At 27.7% G+C, this 16,038-nt stretch carries 14 protein-coding genes; 12 read left to right on the forward strand and 2 right to left on the reverse strand.

Annotated elements, in window-relative coordinates:
* Positions 1-13: 13 nt before the first annotated feature.
* The 9 genes from VJI94_RS00580 to trpS all read left to right on the forward strand — a co-directional run bounded on the left by VJI94_RS00580 (position 14) and on the right by trpS (position 8,639).
* Positions 14-457 (forward strand): Fur family transcriptional regulator, encoded by a 444-nt coding sequence (locus VJI94_RS00580; RefSeq protein ID WP_004833575.1) that lies wholly within the window; start codon positions 14-16, stop codon positions 455-457.
* 42 nt (positions 458-499) lie between these two features.
* Complete coding sequence (locus tag VJI94_RS00585) at positions 500-2,140, forward strand: ribonuclease J (protein ID WP_174411449.1); 1,641 nt, start codon at positions 500-502, stop codon at positions 2,138-2,140.
* A gap of 8 nt (positions 2,141-2,148) precedes the next feature.
* Complete coding sequence (locus VJI94_RS00590) at positions 2,149-2,472, forward strand: YlbF family regulator (RefSeq protein WP_004833572.1); 324 nt, start codon at positions 2,149-2,151, stop codon at positions 2,470-2,472.
* The gene (locus VJI94_RS00595) at positions 2,472-3,110 is read left to right on the forward strand and encodes an O-methyltransferase (protein ID WP_324007959.1); all 639 of its coding nucleotides are present in this window, start codon (positions 2,472-2,474) and stop codon (positions 3,108-3,110) included. The genes VJI94_RS00590 and VJI94_RS00595 overlap by 1 nt, the downstream gene beginning before the upstream one ends.
* A 66-nt stretch (positions 3,111-3,176) precedes the next feature.
* A complete protein-coding gene (locus tag VJI94_RS00600; RefSeq protein WP_324007961.1) occupies positions 3,177-4,406 on the forward strand; it encodes a U32 family peptidase in 1,230 nt (409 codons plus the stop codon).
* 15 nt (positions 4,407-4,421) lie between these two features.
* The gene (locus VJI94_RS00605) at positions 4,422-4,958 is read left to right on the forward strand and encodes a GNAT family N-acetyltransferase (RefSeq protein ID WP_150262896.1); all 537 of its coding nucleotides are present in this window, start codon (positions 4,422-4,424) and stop codon (positions 4,956-4,958) included.
* A gap of 181 nt (positions 4,959-5,139) precedes the next feature.
* A complete protein-coding gene (gene rpsO, locus VJI94_RS00610; RefSeq protein WP_004833566.1) occupies positions 5,140-5,406 on the forward strand; it encodes a 30S ribosomal protein S15 in 267 nt (88 codons plus the stop codon).
* Between the two features lie 55 nt (positions 5,407-5,461).
* On the forward strand, positions 5,462-7,570 hold the full coding sequence (locus tag VJI94_RS00615; RefSeq protein ID WP_324007963.1) for a polyribonucleotide nucleotidyltransferase: 2,109 nt from the start codon (positions 5,462-5,464) through the stop codon (positions 7,568-7,570).
* A gap of 79 nt (positions 7,571-7,649) precedes the next feature.
* Positions 7,650-8,639 (forward strand): tryptophan--tRNA ligase, encoded by a 990-nt coding sequence (gene trpS, locus VJI94_RS00620; protein WP_269753038.1) that lies wholly within the window; start codon positions 7,650-7,652, stop codon positions 8,637-8,639.
* Positions 8,640-8,682: 43 nt separating this feature from the next.
* On the opposite strand, the gene murC is transcribed toward trpS, so the two are convergent.
* Positions 8,683-10,083: a UDP-N-acetylmuramate--L-alanine ligase gene (gene murC / locus VJI94_RS00625; protein ID WP_118058733.1), complete on the reverse strand. Its 1,401-nt coding sequence runs from the start codon at positions 10,081-10,083 to the stop codon at positions 8,683-8,685.
* A 115-nt stretch (positions 10,084-10,198) separates the two neighbouring features.
* Positions 10,199-10,696, reverse strand: coding sequence for a hypothetical protein (locus tag VJI94_RS00630; protein WP_324007967.1), 498 nt, complete (start codon positions 10,694-10,696; stop codon positions 10,199-10,201).
* Between the two features lie 358 nt (positions 10,697-11,054).
* On the opposite strand from VJI94_RS00630, the gene polA reads away from it, so the two are divergent.
* From polA to VJI94_RS00645, 3 genes are all read left to right on the forward strand, one after another.
* Positions 11,055-13,685, forward strand: a complete 2,631-nt coding sequence (polA, locus tag VJI94_RS00635; RefSeq protein WP_324007968.1) for a DNA polymerase I — start codon at positions 11,055-11,057, stop codon at positions 13,683-13,685.
* Positions 13,672-15,378 carry a dephospho-CoA kinase gene (gene coaE, locus VJI94_RS00640; RefSeq protein ID WP_324007970.1) on the forward strand — a complete coding sequence of 569 codons (1,707 nt, stop codon included), beginning with the start codon at positions 13,672-13,674 and terminating at the stop codon, positions 15,376-15,378. The genes polA and coaE overlap by 14 nt, the downstream gene beginning before the upstream one ends.
* Before the next feature lie 151 nt (positions 15,379-15,529).
* Positions 15,530-15,904, forward strand: coding sequence for a hypothetical protein (locus VJI94_RS00645; RefSeq protein WP_324007972.1), 375 nt, complete (start codon positions 15,530-15,532; stop codon positions 15,902-15,904).
* The last annotated feature ends 134 nt before the right edge of the window (positions 15,905-16,038 follow it).

Below are 16,038 nucleotides of genomic sequence, written 5' to 3' on the forward strand. Positions count from 1 at the left end.
AAGGAGAATTGTTATGGAAGTAAAAGATATGAAAAAATTGTTAGTTGAAAACAACTATAAGATTACTAAACAAAGAGAAATTGTTTTTAATGTTTTAAACGAAAACAAAGGTAATCATTTAAGTCCTGAAGAACTACATGAAATAGCAAGTAAATATGACAAAGATTTGGGAATTGCTACAGTTTACCGTACTCTTGTTATTTTTGATAAGATGAATATAGTTCATAAATTGGATTTTGATGATAAAAGATACAGATATGAAATAATAAGAGATGATGACAAACATCAACATCATCATCTTTTATGTAAGGATTGTGGTAAGATAATTGAAGTAGAAGAAGATTATTTAGAAACTTTGGAACAAATAATAGAAGAAAAATACAAATTTAAAATTATAAACCATGATTTAAAATTCTATGGAAAGTGTTCAGATTGTTCAAATCTTGAAAAAAAGTAGGGTATTGTTGTGGTGCAAAAAAATAAAAAGAAAACTTTAAAGATGATACCCTTAGGAGGCGTTGGTGAAATAGGTAAAAATATGTCTATTTTGGAATATGATGATGAAATTATCATTTTGGATTGTGGTATGACTTTTCCGGATGATGATATGCCAGGAATAGATATTGTAATTCCCGATATTACCTATTTAATGAAAAATATTGATAGGGTAAAAGCACTTTTTTTGACACATGGACACGAAGATCACATCGGAGCCGTCCCATATATACTAAAAAAAATAAATGTACCGGTTTATGGAACTAAATTGACTTTAGGGCTTGTTGAAAGTAAACTGCAGGAACATAATATTAGTAAGGAAAATTTGCACTTGGTAAATGCAGGAGAAACCGTAAAAACTAAGCATTTTTCTGTTGAATATATAAGAGCATGTCATAGTATTCCTGACAGTGTAAGTTTCGGAATAAAAACGCCGGTCGGGAATATTATTTTTACAGGAGATTTTAAAATTGATTATACGCCTATTGATGGAGATAAAATGGATTTACATCGTATTGCTCAATGGGGAATGGATGGAGTTATGCTCTTATGTGCAGACAGTACCAATGTTGAAAGACCCGGTTATACTCTTAGTGAAAGTTCCGTCGGCGATACCTTTATAGAACTTTTTAGTAAAGCTTATGGAAGAATTATTGTTGCGACGTTTGCATCTAACTTACATCGTGTACAACAAATAATAAAAGCTGCAGAAAAATTTAAACGAAAAGTTGCAGTTTCAGGACGTTCTATGGTTAATGTTATTAAAGTTGCTACTGAACTCAACAAATTAGAAATAAAAAAAGGAACTCTTATTGACTTAAAAGATATTAATAAATATGATGAATCGGAAATTGTGCTTTTGATGACAGGAAGCCAAGGTGAGCCTATGAGCGCATTAAACAGAATGGCTTATGGTGAACATAGAAAACTTGTATTGACTGAAAATGATACCGTAATTATTTCAGCATCACCAATTCCCGGAAATGAAAAAATCTTTTTTGGACTTGTAAATCGCCTTGTTGAAATGGGAGTTAAGGTTATTCATTCTTCTCTTGCAGATGTTCATGTTTCAGGTCATGCTTGTCAGGAAGAATTAAAGTTAATTCATACTTTAGTAAAACCAAAGTATTTTATTCCAGTTCATGGAGAATCAAGACATTTAAAAAGACATGCAAAATTAGCTGTCGAGATGGGGATGCCTGAAGAAAATATATTCATAGGAAGAAATGGAACTGTTTTTGAATTTAATTATAAGCAAGAAGGTTTTATATCCGGCACTGTTGAATCCGGAAATATTTTGGTTGACGGTCTTGGAGTTGGTGATGTAGGTAGTGCAGTTTTAAGAGATAGAAAACATCTATCAGAAGATGGTATTATAATCGTTATGGTAGTTCTTGAAAAATCTACTAAAGAAATAATTTCAGGACCTGAAATAGTTTCAAGAGGATTTATCTACGTAAAAGAAAATTTAGATCTTGTTTCTGAAATGAGAAAAGTTGTTGAAAACACCTTGAATATTTGTAAGGAAGATTCTATAACAGATATTGGAACTATGAGATATAATATAAGGAAAGATCTAAATTCTTATATCTATCATGAAATAAAAAGAGGTCCAATGATTATTCCTATAATTACAGAACTTTAGGAGGGATTATGAATATTTATAATAGTATTTTAACTTTTTCAAATGATTTTAAAAATTGTGATGAAGTTAAAGAATTTAAAAAATTAAAGAAAAAGATTGATGAAAATCCTGAAAACAAAAAAATTATAGATGATTTTCATAAGAAATTATATGATTATCAAATTGCAAAACAAAATGGAGAAGATGTTGCTGAAAAAGAAAAGCAATTAAATGAATTGAACTCTATTTTGATGAGCAATTCTGAAATATCAGAATTTATGGCTGCTGAAGTTAGGATTTCAACTATAATGAATGATATTGTAAAAATGTTAGAAGAAACAATAGCGGAATAATGGAAATAGTTGCAAATTATGTTTCTGAATATATCAGGAGTTTAGAACAAAGTAAAGAGCCTATATTAATTGAAATGGAAGAATATGCTAGCATAAATAAAGTGCCAATTATAGAGGTAGAAGTTGCCAGATTTTTAGAATTTTTGGTAATGTTAAAAAAGCCAAAAAGAATATTAGAGATTGGAACAGCAATTGGCTATTCATCTATAATTATGAATAGAGCTTATCCTGATTCTATTATCACAACTATTGAGATTGATGAGGAAAATTTTTTAAAAGCTAAAGAGTTTATAAAAAGAGCAGGTTGTGAAAAGAATATTGATCTCATATATGCCGACGCAAATGACGCTCTAGATTTTATTACAGACGAATATGATATGATTTTTATGGATGCAGCAAAGGGACAGTATATAAGTTTTTTTGAGAAATCCATTGAAAGATTAAATCATGGAGGAATATTAGTTTCTGATAATATTTTATTTAGAGGTCTTGTTGCAAAAGAGAAAAATAATATAAGAAGAAAAAATACAATAGTTAAAAGATTGAAAGAATTTTTAAAAATTATAACGAATAGTGATAAATTTTCAACTACTATAATACCAATAGACGATGGTATGGCTATATGTTATAAAAAATAGACTAAATATAAATGGGAATCCGATTTTCTTGGATTCCTATTTAATAGTTAAAGGAGAAAATAATTAATGAAAGAAGTTGAACTATTAGCCCCCGCAGGGGATATAGAAAAATTAAAAATGGCAATTATCTATGGGGCAGATGCAGTTTATCTTGCAGGTGAATCATTCGGTTTAAGAAAAGCATCTAAGAATTTTACAGTTGAACAACTAAAAGAAGCTACTGATTTTGTTCATGAAAGAGGTAAAAAAATATATATAACAATGAATATTATTCCTCATAATGATGATTTAATAGGTCTTGAAGAATATGTAAGAATTCTAGTTGATATAGGTGTAGATGCATTAATCGTTGCAGATGCTGGAATATACACTGCTGTTCGTTCTGTAAGTAAAGATATTGAAGTACATATGAGCACACAGGCGAGTGTTACAAATTATAGAACTGTAAAATTTTGGTATGATTTAGGTATTAAACGAATTGTAATGGCAAGAGAATTATCTTTAGAAGAAATTAATTTAATACATAAGGAAGTACCTGAAGTTGATATTGAAGCTTTTGTCCATGGTGCAATGTGTATTTCATATTCAGGAAGATGCTTATTGAGCAACTATATGTGTGGAAGAGATGCAAACAAGGGAGATTGTGCTCATGCTTGTAGATGGAAATATAATTTAGTTGAAGAGAGAAGACCAGGAGAGTATTATCCTATTGAAGAAACAGAACAAGGAACTTTTATATATAATAGTAAAGATTTATGTATGTTGGATTCTCTTGAAGATGTTATCAAAGCAGGAGTTCATAGTTTAAAAATTGAAGGAAGAGTAAAGACTCAATACTATGTTGCAACTGTTATAAGAAGTTATAGATTAGCTCTTGATGCAATTAAAAATGGTACTTATACAAAAGAAATGGCAGAAAGACTTTTACTTGAGATTAAAAAAGCAAGTCATAGAGATTTTACAAAGGGATTTTACTATAAAAAGCCGGATGAAAATGATCAACTTTACAATTCAAGCTCATATATAAGAACTTATGATTTTGTTGGACTTGTTTTGGACTATGATAAGGAAACAAAAATTGCAACTATAGAGCAGAGAAATAGAATTTTTGTTGGAGATGAAGTTGAAATTTTCGGACCTAGAGATGGTTTTGAAACTTTTAAAATAGAAAAAATGTATGATGATAAAGGCGAAGAAATAGATGTTGCTCCAAGAGCAAAACAAATTATAAAAATGCCTTTACCATTTGAAGTAAAGCCTTGGGATATAATTAGAAAGCAATTATCTGATGAATAAATTCAGGAGAAATTTATGATTGAACTAAAAAGAATTCAAAGAGATGAATTAAGACGATTATATGATATAGAATATTCAAGTAAAACACCTAAATGGAAAGAATATGATGCTCCATATTTTGATGATTTTGAATTTAAAACTTATGATGAATTTATTCTATCAAGCGAAATAGAATTCTTTTTGGGAGAAAGAGTAAAAGGAATTTATTTTAACGATATTCTAGTAGGAATAGTTTCAAAATATTGGGAAAACGAAAAAACTAGATGGCTTGAAATAGGAATTGTAATTTTTGATGATAATTTCTGGAGTAAAGGAATCGGCTCGAAGGCACTTTCGTTATGGATAGATGAAATTTTTAATACTGAAGATAATTTAGAACATATTGGTTTGACTACTTGGAGCGGAAATATAGGAATGATGAAATGTAGCTTAAAAATCGGTATGATACTTGAAGGAAGAATTAGAAAAGTTAGATACCATAATAATATATTTTATGATTCAATGAAGTATGGAATTTTAAAAGATGAGTGGGCAAAACAAGTTAAGAATTAATAATAATTGTAAATTTATAATATACGATAACATAAAAATTCGATGATAACCGGTAAAATTTTTTAAAAATAGTTTACTTTTGTTGTGTTTTATGTTATACTTATCAAGTACTGTTGCTATGTTTATGGAAACTCCGACCTTTACATTGCTACGGTGAATTATATTTTAGGAGGTAGTTATAATGATAACTAAAGAAGACAAATTAAGAATTATTGATGAATTTAAAAGAAGTGAAGGAGATACAGGTTCTCCGGAAGTTCAAATTGCATTATTAAGTTTCAGAATTAAATATTTAACTGAACACTTAAAAGAACATAAAAAAGACCATGCTACAAGAAGAGGTTTATTCAAATTAATCGGACAAAGAAAAGGTCTTTTAAAATATCTTAGTAATGTTGATATCGAAAGATACCGTGAATTAACTAGTAAATTACAAATAAGAGGATAATTATTAAAGGGCGATTTATTCGCTCTTTATTTTTAGAAGACCATAGGAGGATTAAATGGTTAGAGAATTTATATATGACTTAAGTGGTAGAGAACTTAAAGTTACAATAGGAAAAGTAGCAGAACAAGCAAATGGATCTTGTCTTGTACAATGTGGAGAAACAGTTGTTTTAGTAAATGCTTGCGCTTCTAAAGAACCTAGAGAAGGAGTTGACTTTTTTCCATTAAGCTGTGATTTTGAAGAAAAACTTTATTCAGTAGGAAAAATTCCTGGTGGATTTATTAAAAGGGAAGGACGTCCAAGTGAAAAATCAATATTAACTTCCAGACTAATAGACAGACCGTTACGTCCACTTTTTCCGGAAGGATATAGAAATGATGTTCAAGTTATTGCAACAGCATTATCAGTTGAACAAGATAATCAACCTGATATACTTGCAATGATAGGTTCTTCTATTGCACTTACAATTTCAGATATTCCTTTTAACGGACCTACAGGATCTGTTAATGTTGGATATGTTGATGGGGAATATATTATAAACCCGACAATTGCACAAAGAGAAAAATCAAGACTTAATATTACAGTATCAGGAACAAAAGATGCTATTATGATGGTTGAAGCAGGTGCTGATATTTTAAGTGAAGAAGAAGTTTTAAATGCAATTCTTTTCGCACATGAAGAAATTAAATCAATTTGTAATTTTATCGAAACAATTAGAGAAGAAATAGGTAAAGAAAAATCTGAAGTTATTATAAAACAAAGAGATGAAGATTTATTCAATGCAATTATTGAATTTGGTAAAGAGCAAATTATTTCTGCTCTTAGAACTCCAAATAAAATGGAAAGAGAAGAAAATTTAGATAATATTACAAAAGAAATTTTCGAAAAGTTTTTACCTGATTATGAAGATAAAAAGGGAGAAATTAATTCCGCTATAGAATCAGTAATCGTTGATGAAGTTAGAAGATTAATAATAGAAGACGGCATTAGACCGGATGACAGAGAACTTGATGAAGTTAGAAAGATTTCTTGTGAAAGAGGACTTTTACCTAGAACTCATGGATCAGGTTTATTTACAAGAGGACAAACTCAAGTTTTAACTTTAACAACTTTAGGAGCTCCCGGAGAAGTTCAAGTTTTAGATGGAGTTATTGATGAAGATGATAAGAGATATATGCATCAATACAATTTTCCACCATTTAGCGTTGGAGATGTTAGACCTTTAAGAAGTCCGGGAAGACGTGAAATTGGTCATGGTGCTTTAGCTGAAAGAGCTTTAGTTCCTGTTTTACCAAGTGAGGAAGAGTTTCCATATACAATGAGATTAGTTTCAGAAGTTTTATCTTCAAATGGATCAAGTTCACAAGCAAGTATTTGTGGCTCAACACTTTCATTATTGGATGCAGGTGTTCCTATTAAAGATTCTGTTGCAGGTATCGCAATGGGACTTATAAAAGATGAAAAAACTAATAAAATTGCCATTTTAACCGATATTCAAGGTTTAGAAGATCATTTTGGAGATATGGACTTTAAAGTTGCTGGTACTAAAGATGGAATCACTGCTTTACAAATGGATATTAAAATTGATGGTATTAGTAGAGAAATTTTGGCAACTGCACTAGAAAAAGCTAAAAGAGCAAGACTTCATATTTTATCAATTATGAATGACTGTATAGCAACTCCAAGTGAAGAAATGTCAAAATATGCTCCAAAGATATTTACTATGCAAATTTTACCAGAAAAAATTAGAGAAGTAATTGGACCTGGTGGAAAAGTTATCAATAAGATTATTGATGAAACAGGAGTTAAAATTGATACTTTTGATGATGGACGTATTGCAATTACAGCTGATTCAAGAAAGAATGGTGAAAGAGCAATAGAAATGATTAATGAAATTGTTAAAGAAATTGAGGTTGGAGAAATTTACAGTGGTGTAATTACGACAATCACAAATTTTGGAGCATTCGTTGAACTTATTAAAGGTAAGGAAGGCTTACTTCATATCTCAAATATGACTCACGAAAGATTAAATAAAGTCGAAGATTTATTTAAAGTTGGAGATGTAGTTGAAGTTAAAGTAATAGAAATTGACAATCAAGGAAAGATTAAATTGTCAAGAAAAGCCTTACTTGAAAAACCTAAAAAAGAAAAAGAAGAAAAATAAATAACAGAAATAGGTCAATATTCTAATTAGATTAGGATTGACCTTTTTTATTAAAATCTTATGATTGGAGGATTTGAATATGGGAAAAATAGTTTATAGTGCATTACAGCCTTCAGGTCAACTAACAATAGGAAATTATTTAGGTTCTATAAGAAATTTTAAGAGTTTACAAGATCAATATGAATGTTTTTTTAATGTTGCAGATTTACATTCTATAACTGTACCACAAGAACCTAAATTACTTAGAGAAAGAACATTGGACTTAATGGCTATATTTTTAGCATCAGGATTAGAACCTGATAAATCTACTCTTTTTGTTCAGTCACATGTACCTCAACATGCTGAATTATCTTGGGTTTTAAGTTGTATGAGTTATATGGGACAGCTTAATAGAATGACTCAATTTAAAGAAAAATCACAAAAATCTGAAGAAAATCTAAATGCAGGTTTATTTACTTATCCCGTTTTAATGGCTGCAGATATTTTACTATATCAAACAGATTTAGTTCCTGTTGGTGTTGATCAAAAACAACATTTAGAACTTGCAAGAGACTTAGCCGAAAGATTTAACAATAGATATTCAGATACTTTTGTAGTTCCTGAAGGAATAATTGGAAAAGAAACTGGTAAAATTATGAGTCTTAAAAATCCTGAAAAGAAGATGAGTAAATCTGATGAAGATGTTAATTCATTTATATTACTTCTTGATGATGAAGAAACTATCAAGAGAAAAATTAAAAAATCTGTAACTGATAGTCTTGGAAATTTCGATTATAATGATGAACAAAAAGGACTAAAAAACTTAATAAATATGTATATTGCTTTTAGTGGAAAAACAAGTGATGAAATTGTGGCAAAATATAAAACTGAAAATTATTCGGTGTTTAAAGAAGATTTAGGACAATTAATTGCAGATAGTTTAAGACCGCTAAGAGATAACTACAAAGAATTTATTTCAGATAAGGCATATCTTGAAAAAGTTATGAAAGAAGGAGCAGATAAAGCATCCTATTATGCAACTAAAACACTTAGAAAAGTTTATAAAAAAGTTGGTTTTTTACCAAGATAAAAAAGAGACAGAAAATTTTATATTTTCTGTCTCTTTCTTTTAATTATTTATAGTCTTCTACAATCATTCTTGCAAGTTCATGTGGATTTCCACATCCTGTTGTAATTATAGTATCTTTATCTTTAAATGTTTCAAATATATAATCTCTTGCTTCTTCAAATGTTTTTAGGTATATAGCATTTACTCCGTTTTTATTTAGTTTTTCAACTAAATCTATTGAATGAATAGTAGGATCGAATTTTTCTCTTGCAGCATAAATCTCAGTAACAATAACTTCATCACAATCATCAAAACATTTTGCAAAGTCATTTAATAAAGCTTTTGTTCTTGAATAAGTATGTGGCTGGAAAATACACACAAGTCTGCCTTCTTTATGTTCTGCAATAGAACTTAAACAGCTTTTTATTTCTTTTGGGTGATGACCATAATCGGTAAGAATAGTAGCTTTTTTACCATTACCGATTACTCCATAAACTTCCATTCTTCTGTGTAAATTTTTATATTTTGAAATAGCATTCTTAATATATTCAACATCTATTCCTGTTTCATAAGTTGCTATAATCGCAGCAGCTGCATTGTAAATATTATGTCTTCCTATTATATTTAAACAAAAATGATGTTTTCCGAATTTTTCATTTTCAATATCAAAACAAGGATGTCCGACTTTATCAAAACTTATATTTGTAATGTTATAAGTAGCATTTTCATTATTTATACCAAATGTAATAGTTTCTCCTTTGATATGTTCTAATAGGGGAAGACAGTTAGGGTCGTCAATATTTATTATAGCTTTTGAATTTTCATCCAAGTTTTTCATATATCCTATAAATGTATCTACAATATGATCCAAGTTTTTATAGAAATCTAAATGATCTTCATCTATATTTAAAATAATAGCCATACTAGGATAATAGTGAAGAATATTAGCCTTAAATTCACATGCTTCAGTTACAAGATAATCTTCATTTCCACACAAAACATTTCCATCAATTTCATCTAAATTTCCACCAATTAAAATTGATGGGTCAAATGGAGAATTAATTAAAATTTTTGAGATCATACTCGTTGTTGTACTCTTTCCGTGTGAACCGGAAATTGCAATGGAATGGGTATAATTTCTCATTAAGGCACCTAAAAATTGTCCTCTTGTTACGCAAGGAACTCCAATTGATTTTGCTTTAATTAACTCTTCATTATCCGGTAAAATTGCATCTGTATATACAATTAAATCAGGATTTTCAATATTTTCCTTTTTTTGACCTATAAATATTTTTGCACCATTTTGTTCTAATATTTGAATTTCTTTAGAAGTATTTCTGTCACTTCCAGAAATACTATATCCTTTTTTTAAAAGTAGTTTAGCAATTCCACTCATACTAATTCCACCAATACCGATGAAATGTATATTTTTGTATTTTTTATCATTAAAATCAAATTTAAACATAATAACTCCATTCAAAATAATATAATCACTGTAATTATAACATAAAAAATATATATATGCCAAATTTTTTATGAAAATTAAAAAATGGGAAAAAACTTCCCATTAATATATATATTTACTTAAACAGCAAATACATTATTTCTTTGTAGGTAGCAACATAAGTTTTTGAATTTTTACATACTACGTTATCTAAAACTAAAGTACCACCATACCATGCTTCAAAATCATCGTTATATTCATCATAATATCTACTATATGGGAAGTTTGGTGAAATACCAGATACTTTTAAAGTTTTAAATCTTGTTACTGCGCTATTATTATATTCATTATAAACTTCATCTGTGTCATCAGGTATTTCAGCATATTCATCACAATCTAAATCACAAATCATAGAAATTTCATCTTTATCTACAATTGTAAAAAAACCTTTTTTAAATTCAATTTCTAATTTTCCATTTTCTAGTTTTCTAACTCTATATTCTTCTTTAATCCCATATTCTTTACCTGATTTAGTATTGCTGTGTGTAGGTTCAAAATGTTCACTTGCCGTTACTATATTGAATCCTAATCCCATTGATAAAATCAATGTACAAACTATTAAAAATTTTTTCATATTAACCTCCGTTGTTATACCTTTTAAAATTAATATTACGCGTTTATTCAGCAATTAAGTTATTAAATATACTTTCTTACAACATCATTATACTGTTTTAAAAAATATTTGTCAATATATATTAATAATATTTTTAAAATGCTTAACTTTATGTTATAATTAATGTAGTTTTACGCCGTATGGTAAAACTATAATAATTTCAGCATAATAACAATGAGTTATAGTAAGGGAAATATGCTATAATTAATATAGTTTTACGCCGTATGGTAAAACTATGATAAATTCAGCATAATAACATTAACAGATAAAAAGAATTAATTTAATGGTTTTTGTGATAAAATATATTTTGGAGAATAAAATGAAAAAAATACTTTTAATCGACGGTTCAAGTCTTATTTTTAGGGCTTTTTATGCGATAAGAAATTTAACAACTAAAGATGGAGTTTTTGTAAATGGAGTGTATGGTTTTTTAAATATGTACTACAAAGCATTGGAATTAATAAATCCTACTCATATTTTTGTAGCTTTTGATAAGGGTTCAAAAACTTTTAGACATAATGAGTTTGCAGATTATAAGGGAACTCGTGATAATGCTCCTAATGAAATAACTTATCAGTTTGGAATTTTAAAAGATTTACTATCTTCTATGAATGTAAATTATTTGGAGCTTGATGAATATGAAGCAGATGATATTATAGGAACAATTGCAAAACTTGCTCAAAAAGAAGGCTTTGAAGTAGATATTTTTACGGGAGATAGAGATTATTTACAATTAGTTGATGATAATATTCTTGTTTATTTGACAAAAAAGGGTATTAGTGAAATTAAACTTATGAATACAGAATCAATTTTAGAGGAATATGATCTTTCTCCTAAACAACTGATTGATGTTAAAGCTCTTCAGGGAGATAGCTCCGATAATATACCCGGAGTTAAGGGAGTTGGAGAAAAAACTGCATTAAAATTAATTCAAGAATATGGTAATCTTGAAAACTTATATGAAAATATAGATAATCTTAAAGGAAAATTAAAGGAAAATCTTGTTAATGAAAAAGATAAGGCTTATTTAAGTAGATATCTTGGAGAGATTTTTTTGAGAGTTCCTATTGAGAGAAATATTGAAGATTTTGAAATTAAAGATGTAAATTATAATGAATATCTTAAAAAGTTAGAAAAATTAGAATTTAATAGTATTATAAATAAGCATTTTAAAGATATAAAAAAAGAAAGTACAGTAAAATCAAATCAAAATATTGATTTTGAAGTAATTAATTTTTCAGAAATTTTTGAAAAGATAAAAAATGATGATGAGATATCAATTAAATTTTTCTCTGATAAAGGGTATATCTATAGGAAGAAATTTTATATCGGAATTTATTCGAATTTTAATAAGAAAGCTTATATTTGTAAAGATTTTAAGCTATCAGATTTTGAAAAGTTTTGTAATTTAGATATAAAGATAATTGGTTATGATATAAAGGAAGAATTGTTTTTTGCATTAAAAAACAATTTAGAATTTAAAAATTATGAAGATGTAATGATTTTAGAATATTTAATTGACTCTAATAAAGGAAATTATGATATTCTAAAAGTTAGTAATGAATTTTTAAATCTAGAAATTTTAGATTTAAAAGAAATGCTTGGAAAAGGTAAAAATAAGAAGACTTTTTTTGAATTGGAAGAGGACATTATTTTTAAATTTATTTCACAAAATGTATTTGCAATTTCAGCTTTATATGATATTTTTATAGAAAAAGCTAAAGAAAATAATCTGATTTCATTATATGAAAATGTTGAAAAACCTCTTGTTAAGGTTCTTGCAGATATGGAAAAAACAGGAGTTTTAGTAGATAGAAATAAGATTATTGAGTTAAATGAGGAATATTCAAAACTTGCATATTTGTATGAACAAAAAGTTTATGAACTTGCAGGAGAAGTTTTTAATTTGAATTCTCCAAAACAGCTTGGTGTAATTTTATTTGAAAAAATAGGATTACCTGTAGTAAAAAAGACAAAAACAGGATATTCAACAGATGTTGAAGTTTTGGAAAAATTATCTAAAAAGCATGGAATTGCAGATTATATCTTAAAATATAGGTCTTTGAATAAATTAATTTCAACTTATCTAGATGGTATATTGGAATATATTATGGATGATGGCAGAGTCAGAACGTCATTTAAACAGATGATTACCGCCACAGGAAGACTTAGTTCAGTAGATCCTAATTTACAAAATATTCCAATAAGGAGTGAAGAAGGAAAAAATATTAGAAAAGTATTCGTAGCAGATAAAAACAAAGTTTTTATTGATGCGGATTATTCACAAATTGAACTTAGAGTTTTAGCTCATTTATCTAAGGATTCGGTTATGATTGATTCTTTTAAAAATGATTTGGATATACATTATAAAACTGCAAGTGAAGTTTTTGGCGTGCCGATTAATGAAGTTACTGATAATCAAAGACGAAGTGCAAAAGCTGTAAATTTTGGAATAGTTTATGGGATAAGTGATTATGGTCTTTCAAAGGATTTGAATATTACCAGAAATGAAGCAATGCAGTATATTGATGGATATTTGAATACTTATCCTAGTATAAAAAGTTATATGGAAGAAATAGTTAATAAAGCTAAGAAAGATGGTTTTGTAACAACGATTTTGGATAGAAAGAGATATATTCCGGAAATTAACTCCAAAAATTTTAATATTAGAAGTTTTGGAGAGAGGATTGCTTTGAATACTCCAATACAAGGCAGTGCAGCTGATATCATAAAACTTGCTATGATTAAAGTTTATGAAAGACTGAAAATTGAAAAAGTTAATGCGAAGTTGATTTTGCAAATTCACGATGAGCTTATAGTAGAATGCGAAGAAAGTGAAAAAGAAACTGTTAAGAAGATTTTAAAAAATTCTATGGAAAATGTATATAAATTGGATTTACCGTTGAAAGTCGATATTTGTGAGGGGAGAAATTGGTATGAGTCGAAATAAAAAATTTATTGTTATCACAGGACAAATTGCCAGTGGTAAGAGCAGTCTAGCCGAGCTGATTAAAGAGAGGAACGAAAATTATTTAGTTTTAGATGCAGATGATCAAATTAAAGAATTATATAAAAGAGGTGCTGAACTTTATAAAGTTTTAGTAAATGAGTTTGGAGACAGTATTCTAAATGAAAAAGGCAATATTTCAAAGTCAAAATTAAGAAAAATTGTATTTTTGAATGATGAAAATAGAGAAAAGCTTAATTCTTTGACTCATCCTGTTATTTTGAAGAATATGGTCAATCTTGCTAAAAATTCTGATGCAGAAGTTGTGTTTTTACAAATTCCTCTTTTAAACGAATCAATAGACAGATTAGAAAAATTAATTGATGTTGATGAAATATGGAATGTAACTGCAAATGATGAAGTTAGATTTAAAAGGCTAATGGAGAGAAAGGGCATTACAGAAGAAATTGCTCGTAGAATTATGGAAATTCAATCAGAGTTTGAAAACGAAAATTATGATATTTTATCTGTCGAAAATAATGGTGATTTTGAGGAATTAAAAGATAAACTTGATTTATTTTTTAAAAACAGTTGTATAAATGAAGGAAAAAAAGTTGGATTTTTTGGAAAGTTGAAGAAGAGTAAAGAAGAAGCTGAAGAAGACAAAGCAATTGTCGAAGACAAAACTGAAGATGCAGATGTAGTTAGAAAATTAACTGAAGATGAATTAAAAGCGATGAATACGGCTGAGGAAGTTTTTAATGATCATCCTTTAGAGAAAGAAAACTTAAACAATAATGAAAATTTGGATGGCTTTATGAAGTCAGTATTCGCAAATGAACAAAGTACTGAAAATGTTGATTTAAAAAATTTGGAAAGTCAGAATTCATTAAATATGGAAAAGACTAAATTAACAGATTTAAGTCTTTTGCGTGAAGAAAAATTAGATTCTACTAATTCTGCTAAAAACGGTATTAATAATTCTAATGAAGAGTTTTTTGAAGAAGAAGTAGTAGAAGATACAAAAAAAGACAAAGGCAAAAAAAAGAAAAAAAAGATGAAAATGTGGAAAAAAATATTAATAACAATAATAACAGTATTAATTATATGTAAGGCATTATTTTTGGGAGCCGTATATTACGGTGGGAAAAATTATCCTATAAATTATATTGAAGAAATTCAAAAATATTCTAATGAGTATGGAGTAGATCCGAAGGTAGTTTTAGCTATTATGAGGGTTGAAAGTAATTTCAAAAGTGATGCAGTAAGTAAAGTTAATGCTAAAGGTTTAATGCAAGTTTTACCGGATACTGCTAAACATGTTGCAAAGTTGTTAAATGTTAATGTAAATTCTGTTGACTTAAACGATCCCGAAACGAATGTAAAATTTGGAACATATTATTTAAAATATTTAATGCAAAATTTTAGCAATATGGATACAGTTTATGCAGCATATAATGGTGGAATAGGAAATGTAAATACTTGGCTAAAAGATTCAAAATATTCAAATGATGGAGTTAGTCTTTACAATATTCCTTCAGCAGAAACTAAAAATTATGTAAATAAAGTGAATAAAGCATTAAAAGCTTATGAAATTTTATATGGAAAGGAATTTCCAACTAAAAAAACTAAAGGATTTGCAAAATTTATAGATAATGTGAAGAATTCAGTTAGATATATTTTTAGAAATTTTTAATAAAAAAGTAAAATTATAGTACTGGATACAAATAGCAACGGACTACGAAGTCCGTTGTTTTTTGTGAAATTAAAAAAGATTCAAAAATTGATTCTAACTAATATATATGATATAATCAATGCGATTTTATAATAATATTTTGGGGATAATTATGGAAAATAAAAAGATTGAATTTATGAAAGATTTTATAAATGATAGAGAAAAATTAATGAGAATTTTACTTTGGGGATCAGTAGCTTTAGATATTTTTTTAGTATTATGTTTTGTTATTGGTTTTGCGCTTGGAATGGGAAGTTCTGAAATAGGATTCTTTATGATTGGAATTATTTTTAGATATGGGTTAATTCTATTTATAATAAGCATTATACTTAAGTTTATAGCTTTTATTTTAAGTTTTCGAAGAGATACAAAAGAAAAAAGGAAATACTTTTTTATTACTTTGTTTTCCTTGTTCAGGTTATTGTTTATTGGAGCATTAGTTTACGGAATATATTATATTGGAAAGATAATGACTGCTGTGGGATAAAAAATTATATTAAATTTAAATCATATTAATTTAAGAGTTGAAGTTGAGAGAAATTTAAACATTTTAATCAACTTTTTTGTTTATGTTAACAATCTTTAAATTATAAAAAAATTTTTCAAAAGTAAAATAATCTC

Source organism: Parvimonas sp. D9, from assembly GCF_035282565.1.
Lineage (GTDB): Bacteria > Bacillota > Clostridia > Tissierellales > Peptoniphilaceae > Parvimonas > Parvimonas micra.

Excerpts from the sequence above, each read along its gene's own strand:
- VJI94_RS00590 (WP_004833572.1), top strand. The coding sequence starts at position 2,149 with ATGAATATTTATAATAGTATTTTAACTTTTTCAAATGATTTTAAAAAT.
- VJI94_RS00595 (WP_324007959.1), top strand. The coding sequence starts at position 2,472 with ATGGAAATAGTTGCAAATTATGTTTCTGAATATATCAGGAGTTTAGAA.
- trpS (WP_269753038.1), top strand. The coding sequence starts at position 7,650 with ATGGGAAAAATAGTTTATAGTGCATTACAGCCTTCAGGTCAACTAACA.
- VJI94_RS00615 (WP_324007963.1), top strand. The coding sequence starts at position 5,462 with ATGGTTAGAGAATTTATATATGACTTAAGTGGTAGAGAACTTAAAGTT.
- VJI94_RS00600 (WP_324007961.1), top strand. The coding sequence starts at position 3,177 with ATGAAAGAAGTTGAACTATTAGCCCCCGCAGGGGATATAGAAAAATTA.
- VJI94_RS00580 (WP_004833575.1), top strand. The coding sequence starts at position 14 with ATGGAAGTAAAAGATATGAAAAAATTGTTAGTTGAAAACAACTATAAG.
- VJI94_RS00630 (WP_324007967.1), bottom strand. The coding sequence starts at position 10,696 with ATGAAAAAATTTTTAATAGTTTGTACATTGATTTTATCAATGGGATTA.
- polA (WP_324007968.1), top strand. The coding sequence starts at position 11,055 with ATGAAAAAAATACTTTTAATCGACGGTTCAAGTCTTATTTTTAGGGCT.
- rpsO (WP_004833566.1), top strand. The coding sequence starts at position 5,140 with ATGATAACTAAAGAAGACAAATTAAGAATTATTGATGAATTTAAAAGA.
- coaE (WP_324007970.1), top strand. The coding sequence starts at position 13,672 with ATGAGTCGAAATAAAAAATTTATTGTTATCACAGGACAAATTGCCAGT.
- VJI94_RS00585 (WP_174411449.1), top strand. The coding sequence starts at position 500 with ATGATACCCTTAGGAGGCGTTGGTGAAATAGGTAAAAATATGTCTATT.
- VJI94_RS00645 (WP_324007972.1), top strand. The coding sequence starts at position 15,530 with ATGGAAAATAAAAAGATTGAATTTATGAAAGATTTTATAAATGATAGA.
- VJI94_RS00605 (WP_150262896.1), top strand. The coding sequence starts at position 4,422 with ATGATTGAACTAAAAAGAATTCAAAGAGATGAATTAAGACGATTATAT.
- murC (WP_118058733.1), bottom strand. The coding sequence starts at position 10,083 with ATGTTTAAATTTGATTTTAATGATAAAAAATACAAAAATATACATTTC.